This window comes from Acinetobacter sp. Root1280, assembly GCF_001425285.1.
GTDB classification, from domain to species: domain Bacteria; phylum Pseudomonadota; class Gammaproteobacteria; order Pseudomonadales; family Moraxellaceae; genus Acinetobacter; species Acinetobacter guillouiae.
This window is the reverse complement of the sequence record NZ_LMED01000004.1, coordinates 42,991-68,115: the sequence shown is the minus strand read 5'-3', so window position 1 is coordinate 68,115 and position 25,125 is coordinate 42,991. Positions and strand designations below refer to the sequence as shown.

Genomic DNA, 25,125 nt, shown 5'->3' with positions numbered 1-25,125 from the left:
ATATTTAAACTTTGAATGTAAGTTGTGGCATTGCAAACTTTTTATAATCAAACAATTTATTTTCCTATACAATTGATTTAATTAAAAATATTAATTAAGAGAAATTATATTCTTGTGTCTGAGTTTATGAAAGGCTGACTTTGCATATCGTTTTTAAAAATGATGGATAAATATAATCAATAATAATCTTGGAAAAATAAAAGATAGATAATTTAAATTTATTTTGAATAAACGGTTCCACTTTTTCAATTCTTGTACGTCATAGTAAGTAGAAGCAAATATTAGGAATACATTTAATTTAATATATTGAATGATTCTTATTTACATTTACTGGGGCGTAAAATGAGTGAAGCTGTTTGCGGTCAAAAGCATCCAAAATATTCTTTCAAAGTGACATCATTGGCATTGGCGATTCATCTCGTTTGTGTGGGTGTAGCAACAACAGTCGCGACACAAAGCAGTTATGCGCTCAGTACAGAAACGCAGTCATATCATATTCCAGCGGGTTCACTTGCCAGTGTTCTGAATACCTTTGCCGAGCAAGCGGGGACCTCGATTGCAATTGATGCAAATCAGCTTAAAGGTAAACGTAGCTTAGGTTTAAGCGGACAATATAATTTAGAAAACGGCTTTCAACATATTTTAGCAGCAACCGAGTTTACTGTGGTGAAAGTTGGAAATGGCTATATATTGAAGCATGTGGATAAAGCTGAAATTAGACCCATTCCAGTACAATCTCAGCCGATGATAGCTGATCAAGAAAATGTCGTACAACTTAGCCCAATGACTGTTTTTGGCACTGTCAGTCGCGATACAAAAGGGCAGAATGATGTTTATGATCAAGATATTTCTAGCGTCTATGCCAGCAAAGAGCAAATAGAACGATATAAAGGCGCTCAGCCAGCAGACTTATTCAAGGGAATGGTCGGAGTATACAGTGGTGATGCCCGAAACAGTGGTGCTTTAGATCCAAGTATACGCGGTGTTCAAGGACCAGGACGTGTTCCTGTCCTTATTGATGGGACAGAACAGGCACTCACTGTATGGCGTGGCTATAACGGTGCTAATAATCGGAGTTATATTGACCCTAATTTAATCGGTGGGCTACAAGTCATTAAGGGGCCTTCCATCACACGCAATGTAAATACAGGTGTGGGTGGTGCGGTCGTTATTCATACTCTAGCTGTAGATGATGTTTTAAAGGAAGGTAAAAATTTTGGTGGGGAGATAAAAGTAGAAACCAGCAGCAATGCAGTGAAACCTAGAGAACCACAACTATTAACTGGTCAAAGCATTTACGATAATCCAAATTATCCAGCTACAGGAACGGACTGGCAAGGCAATCCAGTGTTCGAGCCTTATTATGATCCATCCTTATTTAAAGTAGCACGACAAAATAAAGAAAATAATATTTATTCAGGCGATGATGTTGCAACACGTATTGCTTTGGCAGGACGTAGTGATAATTTTGAAGTTTTGGCTGCTTATGCTTATCGTAATAAAGGCAATCACTTTGCAGGGAAAAATGGCAGTGATTTTTATGATAAACCTGCCACAGGACGATTTAATTACGTTCCATACCTTGCCAAAGTTTACCCAGGAGGTACAGAAGTTCCCAATACATCCCTTGAAACAGAATCTTATTTGTTAAAAGCGGCGTGGAAACCTACAGATGAACAGCGTTTAGAGTTCGGTTATCGGGACAGTTCAATCATCAATGGAGAAATTTTACCTTCACGAATTGCTTGGGGTGAAGTCGTCAAAAATAAAGCAGGGGTACCACAATGGCCTTTAAGTCATATCGACTCTAAAGCCTATAATATGGAATACAAATATCAACCTCAAAATAATAATTTAGTCGATTTCTACGGCAATATTTGGCGGACTGATACCAAGAGTCATACCTATAGTTCAGGTGGATTTCCCAATGATACCAATGCAAACTTGGGTGTTTTTGTGAACAGTGCTACCGCAAATTCAGACAATACTCGCCAAGGAATGACCCTAAGTAATAAGTTTAAATTGCTGTCTAATCTGGGTTTAACTGTTGGGGGGAGTTTTCAAAAAGAAAAACTCAGTTCGGATGATATTTATAAAGACCCGAATATTAACGGAACAAATTCGGGTTATAGGATGTTACCGAGAGCAGGTCGTCGAGAAGAAAAAGAATTTAATTTTAACTTTGACTATCAACCTGTCTCATGGCTGAATTTAAACGCAGGTGCAAGATATCAAAACTATTGGGCCTTTGATGATTTTCTTAATGAACGAGTCAATGCGGGTGATCCCCAGTTTAGCCTGATTAAAAAAGCCACGGCATTAAGTATGACTTATTTTACTAAACGCCCAAATATGACACCAGAACTTGAACAGCAAACACGAGAAAGTATAGAGGCTCTTGCTTTAGCGGAAGGTTGGACTGATGAGCGCAAGCAGGCTCGAATTTTAAGTCGAATTTATCAGAAATCTAATAAAATTGATTACAAAATGGATAACCGTGGAAAATTAACCATTGCCAATAATCCCTTTTTAAATGGGACCTTAGTACAAGGTCGGGATTATGGATATTATTCTGGTAGTGGCATTCCTAGCGGTTATGAAGATATTGACTTAACAAAAACAGGTGTGCAAAAAAGCAAAGATCATGGTTGGACACCGACAGCTTCAGCAACGGTTAATTTTAGCCCCAATAGTCGAATGTATTTACGTTATAGCGAAGCTTATAGAATGCCAAGTATGTTTGAAAGCACGCTTGGGTTTTCTGGAACCTTAAGTGGTTATAAGTTGCAACCAGAGCATGCATCAAATTATGAACTTGCCTATGTTCATAATCTATCTGAGTTATTTAAAAATAGCAGTTATGCAGATATTAAGTTGGCTTATTACTATAACAAAACCAAGAATGCGATTGAACGTAGTCCAACTTTGGCATTTAGCAATGTCGATAGCCTTACCACAGAAGGATTAGAACTGCAAAGTCGCTTTGACAATGGGCGTTTCTTTACTGACTTAAGTGCCAATTATCGTTTTAAAAATAAAGTTTGTGATGAAAACTCAGCGATGCTTCTAGGGGCGAGCCACCAGTTTTTATTAAATCGTTGTGTTGATGATGGATTTGTAGGCGGATATTTAGTCAGTATGGCAACCCCAAAATATTCAGTTAATTTAACACTTGGTGGACGATTCTTTGATCAAAAACTTGAAGTCGGAACTCGTGCGAGTTATCACCATAAGTATGAAAATCCTGAAACGAAAAACTATAACGATATAGAGATGAGTTATTACGCCAATACCCCTTTGGCATGGAACTCAATGACCATTGTGGATGCTTATATCAATTATCGACTTAAACAAGACACCTTATTTGAACTGGTGGGGACTAATCTCACTGACGAATTCTATATTGATCCATTAACTCGTTCGGCAATTGCAGCACCAGGTCGAACATTTAAGCTAAGCATTACCCATAAGTTTTAAGGAACTTAGAGGTAATTAACCGAATTTATTGCACACCAAATGCAATAAATGTGTGGAAAATAAGACACGTACTCCTTGATTTTACACTTGAATTTAAATATTAAAATCAGTGCAGCACATGTTTTATTTTAATGATAATCATTAAGACTTTTGTTTTTATTCTTAATGATAAAACTTTAAACTCAAATCGAGGAACTTAAAATGAAACTTCAATCTATCTCATTGGCTATTTTACTATCTGTTGGTTTAGTCGGTGTTGCACAAGCAGCTGTTGTAGGTGAATCAAGTGATATTGGTAACATTGTAGTTGGTTCTACAGGTTCACTTGGACCGACTCATCCAAACTCAGGTGTTGGTTTTGGTGTTAACACTCTTTATAACGGTGCAATTGTTGCATTCTCAGGTTTTAATGGCTATGCAGATGGCAATGGTGTTGTACGTCTAAGCCCGTACTTACCTGGGCTTCCAGCGTCTCATGCTGGGATTGGTTATGCTAACTATAAACAAGTGCCTACACAAGACGTCTGGTTTGGTGAGTGGAATGCCGAAGCCAAAGATGCCAGCGGTAAGCGTTTAGGTACGGTTGATCCAGCAACACACACTGTTTATTACAATGGTAAAGATGCGGATACCAGCGTACCGCCTACAGGTACTGCAAATTATAGTGTTCAAGGTGTCAATAATTATAATGGCTCTAATTTATTGTCAGGTACTTTTACTGCTAACTTTGCAACCAAACAGTTAACGGGTTCATTGAGCGATAGTTCACGTACCTTTAATTTGGGTACTGCAACAATTAATAACGACGCAACGATTAGTGGTTCAAATGCATCTTGGACGACTAATCCGTCAGCTGGTGCAGGGACAGTTTCAGGTCAATTCTATAATAGCCAAAGCAGCTTAGCTGGAATTGCAACATTTAACAATAATGTGCATGACGTTGCTTTTGGTGGAAAAAAATAATGATTTAAATGAGAAAGGCTTACTTCGGTAAGTCTTTCTTTTTTTATTCTATCTGGTGAGTTTATAGATGAAAAAAATAGTATTGCTTGGTGCCGTATTGCAGTGTGGACAATGTGTTTATGCAGCGGATGATACCAGTATCAGGTTAAATCAGGAAATTAGCCAACAGCAATATCAAAATGATAAGAAACTACTCAAATCAGAAGACCCTAAAAACACACAAGCATTACCGAATCTGATCATACAAGGTCAAGAATATGTGGTTAAGGATGAACCCGCAGAAGTTGCATATGCACTTTACTTGGCAGTGATGCAAAAACAATGGCAAGTGGCTTTAAGCTATCTTGAAAAATATAAAAAATTTCCAAATTATGATCAGGCTTTGACTGAGTTCGCTGAGGGCGTCATGGCACGAACACAGGGGAATTTAAGTTTAGCTGAGAGTAAACTAAAACACAGTCTAGAGATTCAATCGAATAATTTAATGACTCAACTTGAACTGGCTCGTGTCTATACTGAACAACAAAAAAATCAGCAAGGTCAACAGTTATTTCAACACATTCAATCTCAACTGGCTCTATCTACAGATCCCGCTGCCCAAGGTATTGGTCAAACCGTAGAGATGTATCTCAAAGGGCTTAAACAACGAGATGAATGGCATGGTTCATTGGCTTTTGGTTCACGCTATGCCAGCAATATCAATAATGCTTCCGATAAATACGAGATTATTACTTACTACGGTATTGATCCAGTGACCAAGGAAGTAGTGCCTGTTGAACAATTAAAGCGTGGCACACCTGATGCGATCAGTGCACAAGGTTTGGACTATGAAGCGACCTTAACTAAACGATGGTCGCTTTCTGGACAACATGGTATTGCATTGCGTGGATTATTCTATGGTCAAGTTTACCCAGAGCAGACAGATTATAATGAATTAACTTTTAACTTAAATGCGGGTTATAGTTATTACAACGAACGTAATCAAGTCTTGATTGCCCCCGTATTTGAACATAAATACTATGCCCACGACCCGCTGTATAGTGCCTATGGGCTAAGGGGTGAGTGGATGCGTTTTATCTCTAACGACAAAGCTGTCAAGTTAGAAGCCGAAATGAAAGATATAAATTATTCCCAGTATAAAGGCCAAGATGGCGTAGAATATTCAGTCTATTCAACCTTTTGGAAAATTTTACCGAGAAACTGGACCCTATTTGGCGGACTGGATTTTGTCGACCATAATACCCAAGAGCAATATTTCACAGCTTATCAGCAACAGGGCATACGTTTAGGCCTTTCCAAAAACTTTGACTCAGGTTTTAACGCAAATTTATTTAGTTCTTTCCGTTGGCGTCAATTTGATAAATTTACTCCGGTGTTGGAGGCTAGACGACATGATTTTGAACAAAATTATACTTTGATTTTAAGTGCACCTCGTTGGGCTTTTTATGGTTTAACACCTAATCTCACTTATCAATATAATCAAAATAACAGCAATGTAGAGTGGCTATATTCTTATGATAAACATAATGTTAGTTTAAAGCTGGAGCATCGGTTTTAAAGTGTTGTAGAGGTTTTATCTCTATTTGAGGAATTGAAACCGTATAAAAGTGGTCTTCTTACTGAATTCTAATTTAGAAATTTATATAGCCAAATTGAATTTCAATAAATCTAAGTTTTAAATGGGTCTAAGATATAGAGGAAATCCATTGATTTCCTCTATTCATTCATCATTTATTGAGCAAGAAAGCTGACAGCTTCCTCAATCAAGTCTGAAATTTCTTTTGGATGTGATGCCAAAGAAGCATGACTTGCATCTAGCGAAATCACTTTTTTTGCATTTAAGCGTGCAGACATGACTTTTTGATTTTCAGGGTGGATCATTCGGTCTTGAGTCGAGATTTGATACCAAGATGGTTTCGTTTTCCATGCTGGCGTGGAAATCGTATCGGCAAAAGTGCTTGCTACTGGCGCTTTCTGGGTGACACCCATTGCAAACCCTTCATCTTTAGTTAAATCCTGACAGAAACTTTCATGGAATTTATCTGCTTTAAGCCAGAGATAACCATCACTGTCTGGTTCTAAGTTTGGTGCAGCCTCAGGTAAATGTTGTTGAGTAATGCCACCAGGACTTTCGTTTGAGTCAGGCGCAAAAGCAGCAATATAAACCAGACCTACCACATTCGCTTGATTGCCAACTTCCGTAATTACAGCGCCACCATATGAGTGACCAACCAGAAGCACATCTCCTTTAACTTGCGCAATCATTTTTCTTGTTCGTTCAACATCTTCAGCCAGTGAGCTCAGCGGGAGTTCTACTGCACGTAATGATTCATATCCTCGGTGAGACAGCTCAGTTACCACTTTACTCCAATGAGCAGCGCCTCCCCAAAATCCGTGTACGAATATAATTGTCGGTTTATTACTCATGTGTGTCTCCTAGCTAAATGCTATTGTATTTGTTGAGCTAAATGGTTGAAGAATTTTTGTATAAAGATTGGATAGATACTGAATGTAATTTTTATACTCAAAAAAGCTTCTATAAACGATTATTCATGTTTAAATTCACTTTAACAATAACAGAAACACCAATGTTTTTGCAGAAACACTTTTTAGGAATTGTGACAAAGAATGAGAGATGAATATGCTGAAAAAAGTGCTTTAACGGATCTATTTTTTGATATTTATCAGTTTGCAAAAATATCAGCTGAGATCTATGACTTCGCGCGATTTACAGATCAACAACAGTTAAGCTTTAAACAGGATTATGCATATATCCATATCGTTCAGCAGGCGACATGCAGACTTAAAGTAGCAAACTCTAATCTAGATCTGGTTTTAAAAGCAGGGGACATTATTGTTCTACCTTCAACTGCAGAACACACGATTGAATTGTTGGATGCTGAAAACCAAGCAGCCGCTGTGATTAGCTGTATTTTTAAACTCAGCGGAATTTATGGTGCAGCCATAATCGAGGGGTTGCCTCGTTATATTCATGTCCCATCGCATAATGATAATGGTAAAATTGCAGAATGGGTGCCAATGACTGTTGCTGCGATAAAGCTTGAGCTTGAGCATCCTAGCCTTGGTAGTCAAGTGATGCTTTCACGAATCATCGATCTTCTATTGGTGTGGTCAATACGGTTTTGGTTGGCAAAGGCAACCATCGAACATAAAAGCTGGATTGTCGCTTTACGTGATCCTGCGATTAGTAAAGCATTATCTTTAATGCATGATCGTCCTGCTTATGCATGGAATGTGGAAAATTTGGCTCAATCCACCCATCAATCTCGTTCAAGTTTTGCTAAAAAATTTGTTGAACAAGTCGGTGTTTCTCCAATTCAATATTTAAAAAATTGGCGGATGAGACTGGCAAGTCAGTTTCTAAAAGAGACAGACAAAAATATCTTTCAAATTGCTGAATTAGTAGGATATAGCTCACAAGCAGCATTCACTCGTGCTTTCACACAAACATATGGATGCGCACCGAAAGTATTTAGAGCGTCATTGATACAAAGTGATCAATAAATACAAATGATCAAAGTTAGTTTTTATGCTTTAAAACGCGCTTTAACACTGAATCGTATTTAGCCAAACTGATCTGGAACAGCAATAAAACTTGAAGATTTAGGCTAGATTTCAGATTTTTATTAAAGACTTGCTTAGATTGGTTAATGTCATAAATGTAATTCCCATGACCGTGAATTGTATAGTTTCGACCTCTAGAATGAAATGATATCTCAATGGGAAGAATGACATGAAAACTTTAATCAGATTAACTGTTATTGGTCTTTGTAGTGTTTCAAGTTTAAGTTTTGCATCACATCAAAATACGCAAGAAATACGCATTGATCACTTTGGTACAGGTAGCGATGGAGATAATACGTCAGGTCTTTTATTGAAAGAGCCAATAAAACTTGTGCCTTATTCAAAGCTTGATCAAAATAAGGAGCCGAGAATTGAACATTATGGCACAGGCAATGATGGAGACAATACCACAGGGTTATTATTAGTCGATCATGAAAAATACTATGCGGCAAACACATCTACTGTACAAGTTGATACTGTACGTATAGATCATTACGGTACTGGAAATGATGGAGACAATACCACGGGCTTGTTACTCAAAGATTAATTTATAAAAAATATAGAAGCTTGTTGATAAGTAAGATCAACAAAGATAAAAAAATGGGTGTAATCAATACACCCATTTTTCATTTAAACCAATCTCGTCTTATTGCGCTGCTTTTTCAGCTGCGATTGAAGCAATTGCTGCATCAACACCGTCAATAGAATCTGCAGCTTTTTTAATACGAGCAAGCGCATCAACAAGTACTTCATCAGCAGTCGCATAAGAAATACGCATATAGCCGCCTAAACCAAAAGCATCACCAGGAACAACAGCAACACCAGTTTCTTCCAACAACCATTCTGAGAATTCTGTGCAAGATTTTAAGCCTTTTGCACGAATCAAAGGACGAATGTTGGCATAAGCATAGAATGCACCATCAGCTGGTAGGCAGCTAATCCCTTGAATTTCATTCAAGCCATTCACAACTAAATCATGACGACGTTTGAACGCTTCAATCATCGGTTGAAGTACATCTTGAGGACCATTCAATGCAGCTTCAGCAGCAACTTGTGAAATCGAAGTTGGGTTTGAAGTTGATTGTGATTGGATTTTTTTCATTGCGCCAATCAATTTTGCAGGTCCTGCTGCATAGCCGATACGCCATCCAGTCATTGCATATGCTTTAGATACACCGTTAAGCACGATAACACGCTCATAAAGATCAGGAGCTACAGTAGCAATATTGTAGAACTCATCATCCCAACGGATCGGCTCATACATATCATCAGAAGCAACATAAACTTGAGGATATTTACGGAGCACTTCTGCTAAAGCTTCAAGCTCAGCTTTGCTGTAGATCATGCCTGTTGGGTTAGAAGGACTATTTAAAACCACCAAACGTGTTTTGTCTGTAATCGCAGCTTCTAGTTGAGCAGGTGTAATCTTGAAACGTTGTTCTTCACCACATTTCACGATGACAGGAACACCTTCAGCAATGATCACCATATCTGGATAGCTTACCCAATATGGCGCTGGAATAATGACTTCATCACCTTTGTTTAACAAAGCAAGTGCTAAGTTAAAGAAAGACTGTTTACCACCGCAAGACACCAAAATCTGATTTGCAGCATAGTCAAGATTATTATCACGTTTTAGCTTCGCAATAATTGCTTTTTTAAGGCCTGGTGTACCATCAACAGCGGTATATTTGGTAAAACCGTTGTTAATCGCTGTAATAGCAGCATCTTTGATGTGTTGTGGGGTGTCAAAATCTGGTTCGCCAGCGCCCAATCCGATTACATTTTTACCCGCAGCTTTTAATTCAGCAGCTTTGTTGGTAACAGCAAGCGTTGGAGACGGTTTGATGGCATTTACACGATCAGAGAGACGTACGTCCACGGCATTATTCCTTCTTATAGGGATTAAAAAAATAAAAAGCACATTATCATAGCCTAATTTTTCATGTTTGGTCGTCTAATATCTATGCAAATTCAATAAATATTCATGAAAAGCAGAAATTAATGTATCAAGAGAATACAAATAAAAGCGAAAGTTTAAGAGCACTCGCATCAAAGCTGAAATTTACGTACAATATAGCCAGTTAAAATTGAGTGAATCACATGAGCACCCAAAATACTCCCAAAAAGAAGCCATTGGTGAATTTACCATTTCCAATGCCATCATCCTTAGAAAATGATGATGATGTTGCCCACAACAACGTCCGTCCTAAACCTGAGCAATATGCAGATCGTACTTGGATGCCACCTCGTGGTACACGCCGTTCGATGGGAAAACGCTAAGTGTTTGAGATATAAAAATAGGTGCTTGATGCACCTATTTTTATAAAAAGAATTAAAAAGAATCTTTTACTTAACGCTATAGCATTTATCCTTGTGGAATATTAAGCACTACCATTTAACATTTCCGTGACATATTCATAATAATTTTTTTTCTTTTGATACATCAATAAATCTGCACGTTTCAACATATTGTCTATACTTTCATTTGCAGATGTTGTTGCATAACCAATGGCAATACTAATAGGCTGTGACGAATAATATTGATTGTCGATATTGAGTAATTCTTCAATGGTCATAATCATCGATTCGACGGTCTGTTCATTTGCCGCAGGCATAAGAATCACAAACTCATCTCCACCAATACGGGAAGCGGTATAACTTGTATTGGCAATGGTACGAGTCAGAATATTGCCCATTCGTCGCAATAATTCATCACCAACATCATGACCCAACTGATCATTGATAGCTTTTAAACCGTTCATATCAATAAAAATGGCTGAAGTCGGACGCAGTACACCACGCTCTAAACGATTAATTTCTTCTGTATAGAACGAACGATTGAATAATTTAGTCAGAACATCATGTTTCCCCAGATATTCCAAATACGTTTCTGCTTTTTTCCGTGCAGTAATATCAGTCAATGCAACTTGCACTAGACTCCAGTCATGTTCATAACCTGGGAAAACAGTGAATTGGAGCAGTACATTTCGTACTGAACCATCCAATGCATAATTTACAGCTTCACGTTGATGATGAATTTTACCATTCCAGAGTTCAATCAGTTGCTCACGGAAAGTCTGATACATCTCTTTTGCAAATACTTTGTTTAAGTTTTTAAACAGGGTTTCTTTGTCTTTGGCTTTAAATAAATCAAGGGTTGCTTGATTGACATCCAATAAGATGATGTCTTCGATACACTGGTTTACAAAGTCGGTATGTACATCTAAGAAGGTGCGAAAATCTTCGATACCAATTTCACGGAGTTGGTCTATGCGGAGTCTTACACGACTAAAATCTTCAACCCACAACGAGGTAGGCGAGTAAATAAAGCGAGATTCTGCCAGTTGGCGATTTTTTTCTTCTAAACGGCGCGCATTTTGATAGTCCGTAATATCTTCAGTGGTGATTAAAACCCGGTCTAAACTGGCTTCTGAACCCGGCATGATGATACCGCGTAATTTGATGTCTAATTTTTTGCCTGAAATCGTGTAATTGACTGTGGTATTTGAAAACTCAGGTTCTCCATTCCAAAGTGCAACCAGCTCTTTGATATGTGAGTGCAGCATTTCTTTCTGAAAAATAATATTTAAGTTCTGATACAGGTGTTGCTGATTTCTGGCTTCAAATAAATCTAAGGTTTTTTTATTGACATGTAGAATCTTAATTTTGTGTGCACAAGCCGTAATCTGATCTGGATTTTCTTCTAAAAAGCTTTGAAGATTTGTGATTCCTTGGCCTTTCCACTGATTAAATTGTTCTCTTACTTCGCTATAGTCCTCTATCCACATCGGGGTAGGTGATATATCAAAAATAGAAGAATCAGAAAATTCCATTATAAGATTCTCGTGTGTTGAGCGGTGATCTAGAATGTTTGAAATATATCCTAAAAAAGAGCGATATAAAATAATAAAATCCAAGTTATTTATTACTTATTGTATTTTATGATCGCTGGTTATCCTTTTATTGGGTTTGCATTGATGTTGGTTAATTTCAATTAATTTCTTTAATTCTTAAAAGACATTAATCCGTATTTAATAAATAATATGCTTGCTTATCTTGATACATAATTTGATCTGCTTTTTTTAATAAATCATCAATATTTTTATAATGGCTTGTTGTCGCATAACCAATCGCAACATGAATTGGATGTTGAGGATTGTTCAGTCGATCTATCTCTAATTCTTGTTGAATGATCTTAAGTAATGTTTCTATATGCAGATGATTTGATTCAGGCATAAGAATCACAAATTCATCACCACCAATACGCGAAACAGAATAAGGTGTTTTGATGGTGGATTTTTTTAACAGATGCGCAAAACGTTGAATCAGTAAGTCGCCGACATGATGTCCCTGTAAATCATTCACTCTTTTTAAACCATTGATGTCTAAATACATACATGAAAGTGAATTAAATTTTTGAGATTGTAAGCGTTGAATTTCACCGATAAAAAATGTTCGATTATATAACTGCGTTAATTGATCATGTTTACTGGCATGTTGCAGATGATCTTCTAATTTTTTTCGTTCCGTTAAATCGGTAAAGGCAATTTGCACGGTATCCCAGTTATGTTTTGAATCTGGAAAAATAACAAACTGTTCGAGTACATGCAGCAAATCTCCATTGATTGACTGGTATTCACATTCTCGTTTAAGTTGATGATGATCATTCCATAAATGTAATAATTGTTTATGAAAATTTTGTTGATAATTCTCTCTAAAAATATGATTTAAATGCTGATAAAAATGTTGTTCATTGTCGGCATTAAATAAGTCTAGTAAAGCTTGATTTACACCAACTGATCGGATGTTTTCAAAACAAAGAAATAGAAAATCTGGATTTTGCTGAATATATTGATCTAAGTCAGTGACATTATTCGCTACTAATTGATTAAATAATGATTTTATTTTGCTGTAGTCTTTGACCCAGAGGGCAGTGGGTGAATGCAAAAATAGGGATTCTGCAATCCGACGTGCATTTTGACACTGAGAGATATCTTCCGTGGTTAATAAAACTCGATCCCAGCTTTGTTTTGCATCTGTTAAAATATTGGCTCTAAGTTGGATATCAATTTTTTTGCCTTTGCAGCTAAGGTTGACCACTTGAATCGAGCAATCTGTTTCTTTATTCCAAAGCGCTGAAAAAAATTGGATATGTAATAGTTCAGTATTTTCTGTATGCATTTCCGGAAATTTTTCTAAAATCTCCGCTAAATCATCAGCTTCATATAAAATCAGGGTGCTTTTATTGATATGAATGGTGCGGATCGCCGCCAAACAAGGTTTTAAACGGCTAGTATCTTCCAATAGATGTTGCTTAATATCGGAAATACCTTGCGCGGTCCATTCATCAAATATTTTTTTTATACCACTAAAATCTTGTAGCCACATGGCAATTGGAGACAAATCAAATATTGTTAAATCCATTTGCTCCATATATTTTCCAAAAAATTATTTATTAATTTAATCTTAACTATATAACATAAGTAAAAACTTAACATAAATAGTTGTTCAATTAAAAATAATCAAAGCATTTTACTTTTTAGCCCGATGTTCTGCTTTTGGTGCAGCAATAGTACGCTGACCAGTCCATACTGCAATAAAGTCTGTTTCATTTAAATTATAGAGTTCTAAAAGTGCTAAAATAGCCCCTCCAAAAATCATTGAACCTTCTGAATTAGATTGAAATTCAAATATTTTTCCATTTAAATTGTGCAGGATATCTTGTATTTCAAAAATACGATCTCGACCATTACTGTCGTTAGGATACATTGGCGTATTGAGAATAATCGTAGCAAGGCTTTTTTCAGCTTCAGTTAAATCTAAGCTTTGAATCTTTTGCTCTATATCTGAACTAAATATGACGTCATCAGTTAAAAAACTATGCAGTAATTTTTGCGTGAGCTTAGGCAAGGTTTTTTCTACAAATGGACGGAATGAAGCAGGGAAGATCACATTGCGTGAAATACCTTTAAACATCGGCGCGATTTCTTCGACTTTATAGCCTGCAACACCACAACCCACCGACGTAATAAAATATTTCATCTTCGGGTGATTTTTTGTATAAATTTTAAAATCATCAATATAGTGTTGAATTTGCGAAAGTGGCATTTGTTGTAAATGTTCATTCATGGTCGGTATAGCAAAACTTTGTCCTGCCCAGCCACGTCCAACACCTTTGGTTGCGCCAAAATGTAAATGTGCTGTTTTTGCCGCACCGCCTTGATGAGTACCCGCCATATTACTACCAAAAACAAACACAGTATCTTCTGGCAAAGTTTTGATTATGCTTTCATCATGATAGTGATATGTCATGTTTTTCAATCTTTTAATTGGCTTGTTTCCATGTTGCTATTGAAATAAAAAAGGGTCAAGGTATTTGTTGAATATTGTGTAAAAAGCCCCATCTAGAATAGGTGTCAATGTATGGGTTTAATTGGTTTCTGTTAAACTACTGTTGCTTCTTCCCGATTGGTTAAAGAGTGAATTATTGTGAGTGAACATCAACCTTTTGAACTTGTTACAAATTATCAACCTGCTGGGGATCAACCACAGGCAATAGCAAAATTAGTCGAAGGCATAAATAAAGGTTTTCACGACCAACTTCTACTCGGTGTAACGGGTTCAGGGAAAACCTATACCATGGCAAATGTGATTGCACAAACGCAACGTCCAACTATTGTCATGGCACATAACAAGACTCTCGCTGCACAATTATATGGTGAATTTAAAGCATTTTTCCCAAACAATGCAGTTGAATACTTCGTTAGTTATTATGACTATTATCAACCTGAAGCTTATGTACCCTCTTCGGATACTTTTATTGAAAAAGATTCAGCAATCAATGATCATATTGACCAAATGCGTCTCTCTGCTACACGTGCTTTATTAGAACGCCGTGATGCCATTATTGTCGCTTCAGTATCCGCAATCTATGGTTTAGGTGATCCCAATGCTTATATGAGTATGTTATTGCATATTGTACAAGGGGACAGAATTAGTCGTGATGACATTATTCGCAGACTTGTTGAAATGCAATATACCCGTAATGAGCTGGAATTTTTACGCGGTACCTATCGTATTCGTGGCGAAATTATCGATATTTTCCCTGCTGAATCGGACCAACATGCAGTTCGGGTTGAGTTGTTTGATGATGAAGTCGATTCAATTCGATGGTTTGATCCAATTACTGGGAAAATGGTCCGTAAAGCACCGCGTATAACAATCTACCCAAAAAGCCATTATGTAACGCCAAAAGACAATTTGCAGCGTGCAATTGGAACGATTCGTGATGAATTGGCTGATCGTTTAGTGTTCTTTAAAGAACATGAAAAACTCCTTGAAGCACAGCGGATCGAACAACGGACCCGTTATGATTTAGAAATGATGCAACAATTGGGTTATACCAATGGTATTGAAAACTACTCAAGGCATTTATCTGGTCGCCCAGCGGGTGAAGCACCTCCGACATTATTTGACTATATCCCTGATGATGCGTTACTGATTATTGATGAATCGCATGTGACAGTTCCACAAATTGGGGCAATGTATAAAGGTGACCGTTCACGTAAAGAAAACTTGGTCAATTATGGTTTCCGTTTACCTAGTGCATTGGATAACCGTCCGATGAAATTTGAGGAATGGGAGCGTATTGTTCCAACCACCATTTATGTCAGTGCAACACCTGCGAAATACGAACTGGAAAAATCTGAACAAGTTGCAGAGCAGGTGGTACGTCCAACAGGATTGGTCGATCCAGAAATTGAAATACGTCCTGTATTGACTCAAGTGGATGATGTACTTTCAGAAATTAATATCCGTAAAGAACTCGATGAACGTGTGTTAGTCACCACCTTAACCAAGCGGATGGCAGAGGACTTAACTTCATATTTAAAAGAATATGGAGTGAAGGTGGCTTATTTACATTCAGATATTGATACCGTTGAGCGTGTCAAAATTATTCACGAACTGCGGACAGGAGTACATGATGTTCTGGTCGGGATTAACTTGTTGCGTGAAGGTCTGGATATGCCAGAAGTATCGTTGGTTGCCATTCTTGATGCAGATAAAGAAGGTTTTCTTCGTTCTGAACGGTCGTTAATCCAAACCATCGGTCGTGCCGCTCGTCATTTAAAAGGTAAGGCGATTCTATATGCTGACCGTATAACTGATTCGATGCAGAAAGCCATAGATGAAACTGATCGTCGTCGGGCCAAACAAATTCAATTTAATGAAGAGCATGGCATTATTCCACGCAGTGCTGTACGTCAAGCAATTAAAGAAATTGATACTGGTGAAGTGATCAGCGATGATCAAATTGAAGCAGGTATTAGTGACCAGCATCAGGCTTTAACTGCGGATGAGCGTCATATTTTATCTGATCCAAAACTCTTTACGAAACACATTAGCAAGCTTGAAAAAGAAATGCTAAAAGCGTCTAAAGAACTGCAATTTGAACAAGCTGCGCGATTACGTGACGAAATTGTGCGTTTAAAAACCAGAATGTTAAAGTAATTGTCTCATTGTGAAATGATTTCACTTTTGTGCTTGCTGTAGCTTTAGCTCGAACAAGGATACATAAAGCTACAGTCTAAGTTTAAATTTCTGATTATTTTATAATAAATAGTAAAAAGTAATGCTGAGGGTATAAGGTGCAATTATTTAAAATATTACCCAATTCTTATGACTTTAAAAAATTAATAATCGTATTTGGGATGGTTTTTTCGAGCTTTTTTTATCCAAAAGTCTATGCGGAAAACTCGACTTTAGCTGCGATTCCAAAATTGGAATTGGGTCAATATTTAGGGCTATGGTATGAAATTGCCCGCAAGCCAATGTATTTTCAAAAAGATTGTAAGTCGGATGTGACTGCACGATATACCGTGAATGAATATGGCAATGTTGCAGTTGATAATCGATGTGTAGATCAAAATGGACAAGAATTACGTTCATTGGGTGAAGCATTTATCAGTAATGAGCCGTTTAATTCAAAATTTAAAGTAAGTTTTATTCCAGAAGCGATTCGTTGGATGCCGGTGGGACGTGGTGATTATTGGGTGTTAAAAATTGATTCAAACTATCAAATGGCTTTGGTGGGAGAACCGAAGCGAAAATATTTGTGGTTGCTGTCTAGAGACCCTCATCCAGATGAAGCAAAAGTAACTGAATTTCTTCGTTATGCCCAGACTGTTGGTTTTAACTTAAAAGATCTGATTCGAACCAAGCAGAACGCGCAAGAATAATCAGAAATTTAAGCCGATATATTTTGAATATTTCGATATTTGCAAATCTTGAGTTTGGAAAAATAATTGAATATTCAAATTAATTTTGGGTGAAGATGTTTATAATGCCTAAGAATTTATTTGAAAATCACCGTGAGGCGACAGATGTTTAAGGGCGTCGTATTGTCTGTATTGGCATCTGTAACATTTGGGGTCTTATACTTTTATACCAAATTGCTGGGCGATCTAGATAGTCAACAAACCTTTGGTTGGCGGATTATCGCCACTTTACCGTTCCTGACCTTATTTATGTTATTGAGCGGTGATTTTGTCCATGTTAAAACCATTTATCATCGAATGGTCAAACAACCTGCTTTATTACTTTTATTGATCATTACTTCTATTTTGACCTGTTTCCAACTTTGGCTTTTCCTTTGGGGGCCGATGAATGGACGGGGCTTACAAGTATCGCTTGGATATTTTCTTTTACCCTTGGTTCTAGTCCTTGCAGGTAGCATTTTTTATAAAGAGAAATTATCTAAATTCCAGATGGTTGCCGTTGCTTTTGCGGTGCTTGGAGTAGGGCACGAATTATGGCGTTTGGGCACTATTGCATGGGAAACCCTCAGTGTTGCATTGGGCTATTCGCTTTATTTTCTGGTTCGAAAAACTATTAAAACCGATAATTTAGGTGGCTTTTGGTGGGATATTTTAATTTGTATTCCCATCGCAATTTATTTCACTCAAACAGGATTAGATGCTTATAGCCAATTTGCTGATGCACCGGTTTTAATATTTGTGGTTGCAGGACTTGGGATACTGAGTGCGATTGGTTTAGGTAGCTATATTTTGGCGAGTCGCCATCTACCGATGGTCTTGTTTGGATTGTTAAGTTATTTAGAACCTGTCTTGTTGGCCTTAGCATCCTTGGCGCTGGGTGAGTCTATTTCAGCAGATGAATGGTTTACCTATATTCCAATTTGGTGTGCTGTGGGGGTTTTGGTATTGGAAGGGATTTGGCATCTCTATCAACAAAACAATAAACGGAAAAACTTAGCCTTGAATATCGAAAAATTAGACGAAAGAATTGGTTAATCAATAAAAAATAAATTGATAATTGTTGGACTATAATTTTTAAAAGTGTTAAATTCATCTCATTAATCTATGTTTTAATTTGGTTTTTGAGTAAAAAAACGCTGAATATATTATGAACACAACAATAATTCCCTATCAAACACGGGCAACCTTATTGCAATTAGAGCCTAGTACCGATTTAAACTGGGAACAGGTTTTGTGTGATGTTTTTGACGAAGCCAATATCGAAATACGCGAAGAGATTGAGCGTCAAATTTTAAGACCGAAAGAAATTCAATGGAACAAAGGCAATAACAGCTTTGAATTTAAAATCACAAATTCATTAGAAAATTTAAAATATACCTTTGAAAATGAGCGAATGCGTTCCATTGCAACCAAACTGAGCAACTCAATCAATTGGTTAAAAAATATTACAGATAGTATTCAGATTGCAGACTATTTAGAAAATGCGTTGTATCAAATTGATTTGATTTCGGTGGATGATCATCTAAATTTGCAGCGAGAAAAATTACTGATTCGTCGTGTTTTTTTACAAGATGTGGCGAAATTGATCCGTACATTAAATATTGAAGCGCCAGCAGGTATCCGCAACTTAACTTCTGATCAAATTAAATGTTTTATTATTGAAGTGTTTATTAAACAACAATTATTGGGTTATTGGTTTAAGCCCTTATTGACCAAATCATCTGAATTAATGAAACGTCCTTTTTTTAAGTATTTTATTTTAAGAGAACAACGGATTCGTAAGTTTGAGATTGTTAAAACCTCTGAATTTATCTATTTAATTGCACCAATTGAAAATTTTGAACAGAATCCTTATTCAATTCGACGCTTTTTGTTTGAAGAAAATATTGAATATAAAAATCAGGTCTATGTAACGGGTTTGGTTCTCGATACGGATCAAATGAGTGAAAGTGAATATCGAGATAGCACGGATCTTTTGATTCAGAAAATGGTCACAATTCAGCATCAAGTCCATAGAGATGTGATTGAAATTGTGCAAGAATTTGAAGAATTCACAGAAAACAAGCTCTTGCCATTTTTGATGGAACCCCTTGGAATGGTGGGGAAAAATAGTGATACGGTTGCACAAAACCATATCAAAACCATTGAACAGTTGCTCACGGCCAATATATTGATGCCTTTAAGAAATGCGGTTAAAAGCGATTTATCACATATTGAAGAATTTGAATATTTGTTTATGAGTGTACATCGAATATTTTCTGAAATTTTATCGCATTATCGTGACTTTAAAGAACAACCCGCATTATTTTTTAATTCTCATGTACAACTGTTTGAATATCGTCTGCTGGCTTATTTAAAGCTATTGGAAAAGCGTAAAGATGAAATTTTTATTCCAATGAGTCCGCGAGAGTGGCAAGTCATGCATGAACGTTCTCAACAGCCAATTAGAAAACTTCAAGAAATTATCGCTGAGCAAGTGAAAGATTATAGGGCTTTAGACAGCTATGTTAAACAATTAAAGAATGAACAAAATGAAGTAGAAGGCTCGCTGTTAAAAAAAATGATCAAAGGTGGGAAAGTTGAAAAAGATATTGTTCAAGCAAACCATGCTGCAATGTTGATAAAAAAACAAACCTATTTAGAGGTATTAACTGTCCCTAAAGGTTTAGCAAAGTATAGTGTATTTATTGAGTTTGAAAGCCTGACTTCAATGAGTGAATTGGAGCGCCATTACGCATTTCCTTCAGGGGACAATGGTATTATTCGCTTTCCTTATTTAATGAAGCTGCCCGAAAATTTAGCTGATTTTGATTTGGAAGAATTTAATGCGTTGATTAATGATGATTAAAGCGCGTGTTAGGGGCTGAGTAGAAAGCTCAGACTAAGCGCGATAATAGGATGTTTAACGAAGCTACATCAGCTTTATTTTTTCTTTTGTCTGGTTTTTTCTTTATTGTTATCTGGTTTATTTTCCTCTTACTCTGCTAAAGTCAATATCAATACTAAAAATCTACATAGATGTAAAAAATCGAAATGGCTAAAATATTGTTTAGAGATCAAGGCATAATTTAAAATAAAATACCCAGTATGACAAAATATTATAAAAATGTATCACGATTTGATTTCAACTAAATGAGAATTACATTACAATTATGGGGTTTAAAAATCCATGTCTAGATATACATAAATAGAGGACGTATCTGTGAGCAAAGACACTATCATCGCCCTACATGCAGAGCACCAAGGTCGCTGGAAAAACCGTGAAGAAATCGCGGAACGTATGATTGCATTAATCGGTCAATTATACCGTGAAAAAAACATTGTGACTTCTGTGTACGGTCGTTCTTTAGTGAACCGTTCAGTAATTCAAATTCTTAAAGCACACCGTCGTACACGTATGATGGATGTTGAGCTTTCTGTTGTACATACTTTCCCTATTTTAGAAGCTTTAGCGAAATTAGATAATATCGGTTCTGCTGAAGTTGATTTAGGTAAACTTGCAGTTGAATATAAAGAAAAGGGTGGCGATATTGATGCATTTGTTGCTCAAGCTGTTCAATCTTTAGAAGGTCGTCCTGCGCAAGTTGAGCCTAAAGATGTTGTTCTTTATGGTTTTGGTCGTATTGGCCGTATTTTAGCGCGTTTAATCATTAGCCAATCAGGTCTTGGTCGTGGTTTAAGCCTTAAAGCGATTGTAGTACGTAAATCATCTGATGGTGATTTAGAAAAACGTGCTTCATTGTTACGTCGTGACTCAATTCATGGTCCATTTGCAGGAACAATTTCTGTTGATGAACAAAATGAAGCAATCATTGCAAATGGTAACTTTATCAAAGTGATCTATGCGTCTAGTCCTGCTGAAGTTGATTACACAGCTTATGGTATCGACAATGCACTAGTGATTGATAACACGGGTAAATGGCGTGATATCGATGGTTTATCTCAACACCTTAAATGCCCTGGCGTAAGTCGTGTTGTGCTTACAGCGCCTGGTAAAGGTGATATGAAGAATGTCGTGTTTGGTGTTAACCAAGCAGACATCATTGATTCAGACAAAATCATTTCTGCTGCAAGCTGTACAACTAACGCGATCACACCAGTTTTAAAAGTGTTAGAAGACAAATACAAAGTGATTAATGGTCATGTGGAAACTGTTCACTCATTTACAAATGACCAGAACTTGATTGATAACTACCACAAAGCGGATCGCCGTGGTCGTGCTGCAACTCTGAATATGGTTATTACAGAAACAGGTGCTGCAAAAGCTGTTGCGAAAGCATTACCTCAGTTACAAGGTAAATTAACAGGTAATTCAGTACGTGTTCCAACACCAAACGTTTCACTTGCTATTCTTAACTTAACACTTGAGAAAGAAGTAGATCGTGAAGAAGTGAACGAATATATTCGTCAAATCTCGATCAACTCTAACCTTCAAGGTCAAATTGGCTATACTAACTCTACTGAAGTTGTATCGTCTGACTTTATTGGTTCGCGTACTGCGGGTGTATTTGATGCACAAGCAACAATTACTTCTGGTAACCGTTTAACAGCTTACGTTTGGTACGATAACGAAGTTGGTTATAGCTGCCAAGTATTGCGTATTGCTGAACAAGTATGTGGCGTAAGCTATCCAAAAGTACCGGCTGAAACAAATGCATAATTTGTAAGAGTCGTCGAAAAGGAGCTTCAAATGAAGCTCCTTTTTTTATCTTCAAAATTGATGATATATGGTTAAATTCAAATGAAAATTACCATTTGTCTCAACAATTTGACTAAAAACATTTGATTAAGAAATTAGAGAAAATAAAATGAAAACAAAAATCTTATGCATCATGATGTTATTTACTTGTTTTGCTACACATGCCAAATCCTTAGAATTACGTCCTTTATTAAAAGATCGTTTTGAACAAAACTGTGCAATTCGGCAGCAATATGATTTTCATAATGAAGATACAGAACTGATTGCATCACTTAAACACTATACGATTGATGTAAAATATGTGGATAAACAGGTATATGACTCAACCACTTATAAATTAAAAAATGTCACTTATGCTGGCATTCCTATTCGCAAAATAGAGTTTAGTTTTGGTCGTCCAGCGCAACAATACAATGAATATTTATATTTTGATTTGAGTGCTACAGCAGCAAAACAGCGATTTAAAACTCTAAAATTCAATCAAAATCATGAAAAAGGCGATGTGAGTGTTGAGTATAAAAATAATACAGCAATTGTGCAGTGCTATTGGTTAGCTGATTTTTCGAAATAATCCGTAGGTTAGATATCAATTGTTTATTAATTAAACAAAATCCTTCGACTTTTATACATAAAAACGCATATTAATTCACATAAGTATTTAAAATAAAAAATAATTAAGGATAAAAATTAAGGACAGGATTTTGCAGTTGAAGCAAGTTATGGCAGGAGTTGCCTTTATTCTTATTGCTACAGTGTGTGGTGTATTGATTGCAATCTGGGTATTTAAACATTTTAATATTTATATTCCACTTGAAAATCAAGCTGTACGTATCGATTTAAAAGAGCCTTTACAAGCCAAAGTACAAATTCATGACGCATTAGATGTGGATGTCAAAGGAAAAGTGAAAGCTGAAATTCCTATTCATGAAAAGCTAAACTTACCGATTACACAAACCTTAACCCCACATGTGTATTTTGATAATGAAGTCCCAATTCAAACCACAATTCCTGTGAATGAAGTGATCAAAATCAATCAGGATATGCCGATTGATACCAAGGTTAAAGTCACTGTTTTAGGCAAAGATATTACTTTACCGTTAAAAGGGAACATCCCGATTCATATGGATGTGCCGATTAATTTACAAGTGCCACTCAACCAAAATATTCATTTAAAGTTTGATGCGCCTGTAAAGGTTTTACTTAAAGAAAATTTACATGTGCCACTTGATGCGACATTAAAAACCAATATTCCAATTCAAGGCCACCTCAATGTTCCAATTAAATCAGCACTTCAAGCAACAGTAGATGTTCAAAATACATTGCCAGTAAAAATTGAAAAAGGGCAACTTAAAATTCCACTCAATAGTTTAAGGCTATCACGTCGCGATCATCCGCCAGTAGAACCACAACAACCACAGTCCGAAGTTTTAAAATAGGGTGGTATGGAAATGTGGATCTTTAAATCTATACGAAATTTGTTGTTCATTTTTATCAGCGTCGTATTGCTCATTGCACTGTGCGTTTGGTTATATTTGAATATTCATGCCTCAATGCAGGTTTCTGCACAAAGCGCACAAATTCAATTGTCGGAATCTTTACCGACAAAAATCCATGTGGGGAATTATTTACAAACACATGCACAAGGCGCTTTAGATACTGAGTTGACGATTGACCGTGAGTTGGCTTTACCTTTGAAAGGCAAATATTTGGCTAATTTAAGTTTTGTTGTGACAACGCCGATTGAGGTTGAGCTTGATTATGAGACTGATATTCAGATTGAAACGCTAATGCCATTAGAAACAACTACGGACTTGGTTTATCAAAATAAACTGTTGCCTCAATTTCCTTTAAAAGTGGATATTCCGATTAAACTTTCGGTGCCATTTAAGTTAAAACGACGATATCAAGTCCCGATCAAGATTATGTTTGATGGACCCGTTTATTTAGAATTTGATGAAGTGATTCATTTATATGTTAAGCATAAACTTAAGCCAATACTGAATATTAATGATCCAATGACGATGAAAAAAATTGCGGTGTTCCGTGCAACCATGTACAACACAGAAAGACAGTCCCTCGCAGATCTGGAGATGAATATCGATTTTCCTATCAAAAATATTCACCCTTAATTGCTCAGTATAGCATGGGCTTAAATTTTGTATTAAACCCATGCTTATCTTTAAAAATGCCTAAAATAAAGCTTTAACTTGATCCTGAATATGCGTTGTTTTACGACCAATCAAATGTTCCAAGTCTTTACTTTCACTATACATTGCACCATTTACAGTCTGTACATCTGCATCAACAATAACCGTTACAAGTGCTTGGGGTAATCCTGCTGTGAGAAGCGCCTGAGTATAATCTTCTGGGCTGATATCTTGATACTGTACAGTTTTACCTGATGCCAAAGCGATATAAGAGGCTAAATCTGCAAGGGTAAAATGATTTGAACCTGCAAGCTCATAGGTTTTATTTTCATGTCCTGAGGAAGCAAGGACTTTGGCTGCAGCTTCAGCATAATCTAAACGAGAAGCTGAACTGATTTTTCCATTTTGAGCGCTGCCATAAAGTGTTCCGGTTTCTGCCGTATGTTTAACGTTGCCAAGATAATTTTCGCTATACCAGTTGTTGCGTAAAAATGTATATTTCAAACCACTTTGCAGAATGAGTGCCTCTGTTTCACGATGTTCTTGCGCTAAACCGAGTGGGTTATCTGTCGCATTGAGTAAGCTGGTATAGGCAATGTATTCAACTTTGGCTGCGACTGCGGCATCTATAACTGCTTTATGTTGTGGGGTGCGACGACCAATTTCATTGGCTGAAATTAAAAGTAATTTATCTACATTGTGTAAAGCAGGTATTAATGTTTCAGGTTGATCATAGTTAAATAGGCGAAGTTCAATCCCTTGTTGTTTGAGCGACTGTGCTTTATCTATATTTCGAACCAGCGCCACAATATTTTCAGCAGCAGTATGTTGAAGTAAGGCTTGGATCACCAATTGTCCAAGTTGACCCGTTGCACCTGTAATTGCGATTTTCATAAATTCACCTTTAAATATGATTTAAATTGGATGTTTTTTAGACTTGATGTTATTATCATAATCATTAAACTTACTATAT

20 protein-coding genes are annotated in these 25,125 nt (G+C 36.6%); 14 read left to right on the top strand and 6 right to left on the bottom strand.

All coding sequences use genetic code 11. The features are described 5' to 3' along the window. The first annotated feature begins 342 nt into the window (after positions 1-342). The 3 genes from ASC84_RS05800 (at position 343) to ASC84_RS05790 (ending at position 5,998) form a co-directional block, all read left to right on the top strand. Positions 343-3,477, top strand: a complete 3,135-nt coding sequence (locus ASC84_RS05800; protein WP_056512468.1) for a TonB-dependent receptor — start codon at positions 343-345, stop codon at positions 3,475-3,477. A 201-nt stretch (positions 3,478-3,678) separates the two neighbouring features. After that, entirely contained in the window at positions 3,679-4,440 is a 762-nt protein-coding gene (locus ASC84_RS05795; RefSeq protein WP_056512465.1) for a Slam-dependent surface lipoprotein, read from the top strand. Between the two features lie 67 nt (positions 4,441-4,507). Beyond that, entirely contained in the window at positions 4,508-5,998 is a 1,491-nt protein-coding gene (locus tag ASC84_RS05790) for a surface lipoprotein assembly modifier (protein WP_056512463.1), read from the top strand. Positions 5,999-6,171: 173 nt separating this feature from the next. Here the strand turns inward: ASC84_RS05790 and ASC84_RS05785 are convergent, their stop codons facing one another. Then, positions 6,172-6,867, bottom strand: a complete 696-nt coding sequence (locus ASC84_RS05785; RefSeq protein WP_056512461.1) for an alpha/beta hydrolase — start codon at positions 6,865-6,867, stop codon at positions 6,172-6,174. 201 nt (positions 6,868-7,068) lie between these two features. On the opposite strand from ASC84_RS05785, the gene ASC84_RS05780 reads away from it, so the two are divergent. Both ASC84_RS05780 and ASC84_RS05775 read left to right on the top strand, forming a co-directional pair. Next, a complete protein-coding gene (locus ASC84_RS05780; protein WP_056512458.1) occupies positions 7,069-7,965 on the top strand; it encodes an AraC family transcriptional regulator in 897 nt (298 codons plus the stop codon). Positions 7,966-8,194: 229 nt separating this feature from the next. Continuing rightward, the gene (locus ASC84_RS05775; protein ID WP_004721319.1) at positions 8,195-8,572 is read left to right on the top strand and encodes a hypothetical protein; all 378 of its coding nucleotides are present in this window, start codon (positions 8,195-8,197) and stop codon (positions 8,570-8,572) included. 99 nt (positions 8,573-8,671) lie between these two features. On the opposite strand, the gene ASC84_RS05770 is transcribed toward ASC84_RS05775, so the two are convergent. Then, positions 8,672-9,907 carry a pyridoxal phosphate-dependent aminotransferase gene (locus ASC84_RS05770; RefSeq protein WP_004721317.1) on the bottom strand — a complete coding sequence of 412 codons (1,236 nt, stop codon included), beginning with the start codon at positions 9,905-9,907 and terminating at the stop codon, positions 8,672-8,674. A gap of 221 nt (positions 9,908-10,128) precedes the next feature. Between ASC84_RS05770 and ASC84_RS05765 the strand changes: the two genes are divergently transcribed. After that, positions 10,129-10,308: a hypothetical protein gene (locus tag ASC84_RS05765; RefSeq protein ID WP_004721316.1), complete on the top strand. Its 180-nt coding sequence runs from the start codon at positions 10,129-10,131 to the stop codon at positions 10,306-10,308. 101 nt (positions 10,309-10,409) lie between these two features. On the opposite strand, the gene ASC84_RS05760 is transcribed toward ASC84_RS05765, so the two are convergent. The 3 genes from ASC84_RS05760 to ASC84_RS05750 form a co-directional block, all read right to left on the bottom strand. Further along, entirely contained in the window at positions 10,410-11,861 is a 1,452-nt protein-coding gene (locus tag ASC84_RS05760; protein ID WP_004721315.1) for a GGDEF domain-containing protein, read from the bottom strand. A gap of 187 nt (positions 11,862-12,048) precedes the next feature. Continuing rightward, positions 12,049-13,452 (bottom strand): sensor domain-containing diguanylate cyclase, encoded by a 1,404-nt coding sequence (locus ASC84_RS05755; protein WP_227515095.1) that lies wholly within the window; start codon positions 13,450-13,452, stop codon positions 12,049-12,051. A gap of 108 nt (positions 13,453-13,560) precedes the next feature. After that, positions 13,561-14,340 carry a hypothetical protein gene (locus ASC84_RS05750; RefSeq protein ID WP_004721311.1) on the bottom strand — a complete coding sequence of 260 codons (780 nt, stop codon included), beginning with the start codon at positions 14,338-14,340 and terminating at the stop codon, positions 13,561-13,563. 177 nt (positions 14,341-14,517) lie between these two features. Between ASC84_RS05750 and uvrB the strand changes: the two genes are divergently transcribed. The 8 genes from uvrB to ASC84_RS05710 all read left to right on the top strand — a co-directional run bounded on the left by uvrB (position 14,518) and on the right by ASC84_RS05710 (position 24,134). Next, the gene (uvrB, locus tag ASC84_RS05745; RefSeq protein WP_004721309.1) at positions 14,518-16,539 is read left to right on the top strand and encodes an excinuclease ABC subunit UvrB; all 2,022 of its coding nucleotides are present in this window, start codon (positions 14,518-14,520) and stop codon (positions 16,537-16,539) included. 137 nt (positions 16,540-16,676) lie between these two features. After that, positions 16,677-17,267 carry a lipocalin family protein gene (locus tag ASC84_RS05740; protein ID WP_056512453.1) on the top strand — a complete coding sequence of 197 codons (591 nt, stop codon included), beginning with the start codon at positions 16,677-16,679 and terminating at the stop codon, positions 17,265-17,267. 144 nt (positions 17,268-17,411) lie between these two features. Continuing rightward, positions 17,412-18,341: an EamA family transporter RarD gene (gene rarD, locus ASC84_RS05735; protein WP_004721306.1), complete on the top strand. Its 930-nt coding sequence runs from the start codon at positions 17,412-17,414 to the stop codon at positions 18,339-18,341. A 112-nt stretch (positions 18,342-18,453) separates the two neighbouring features. Further along, entirely contained in the window at positions 18,454-20,154 is a 1,701-nt protein-coding gene (locus ASC84_RS05730; protein ID WP_056512451.1) for a hypothetical protein, read from the top strand. A gap of 354 nt (positions 20,155-20,508) precedes the next feature. Then, positions 20,509-21,966, top strand: coding sequence for a glyceraldehyde-3-phosphate dehydrogenase (locus ASC84_RS05725; RefSeq protein WP_004721304.1), 1,458 nt, complete (start codon positions 20,509-20,511; stop codon positions 21,964-21,966). A gap of 148 nt (positions 21,967-22,114) precedes the next feature. Further along, positions 22,115-22,576, top strand: a complete 462-nt coding sequence (locus tag ASC84_RS05720) for a hypothetical protein (RefSeq protein ID WP_056512448.1) — start codon at positions 22,115-22,117, stop codon at positions 22,574-22,576. 130 nt (positions 22,577-22,706) lie between these two features. Further along, positions 22,707-23,441, top strand: a complete 735-nt coding sequence (locus ASC84_RS05715; protein ID WP_056512445.1) for a hypothetical protein — start codon at positions 22,707-22,709, stop codon at positions 23,439-23,441. A 12-nt stretch (positions 23,442-23,453) separates the two neighbouring features. Beyond that, a complete protein-coding gene (locus ASC84_RS05710) occupies positions 23,454-24,134 on the top strand; it encodes a hypothetical protein (protein WP_056512609.1) in 681 nt (226 codons plus the stop codon). A 60-nt stretch (positions 24,135-24,194) separates the two neighbouring features. On the opposite strand, the gene ASC84_RS05705 is transcribed toward ASC84_RS05710, so the two are convergent. After that, the gene (locus ASC84_RS05705) at positions 24,195-25,046 is read right to left on the bottom strand and encodes an SDR family oxidoreductase (protein WP_056512443.1); all 852 of its coding nucleotides are present in this window, start codon (positions 25,044-25,046) and stop codon (positions 24,195-24,197) included. Between the last annotated feature and the right edge of the window lie 79 nt (positions 25,047-25,125).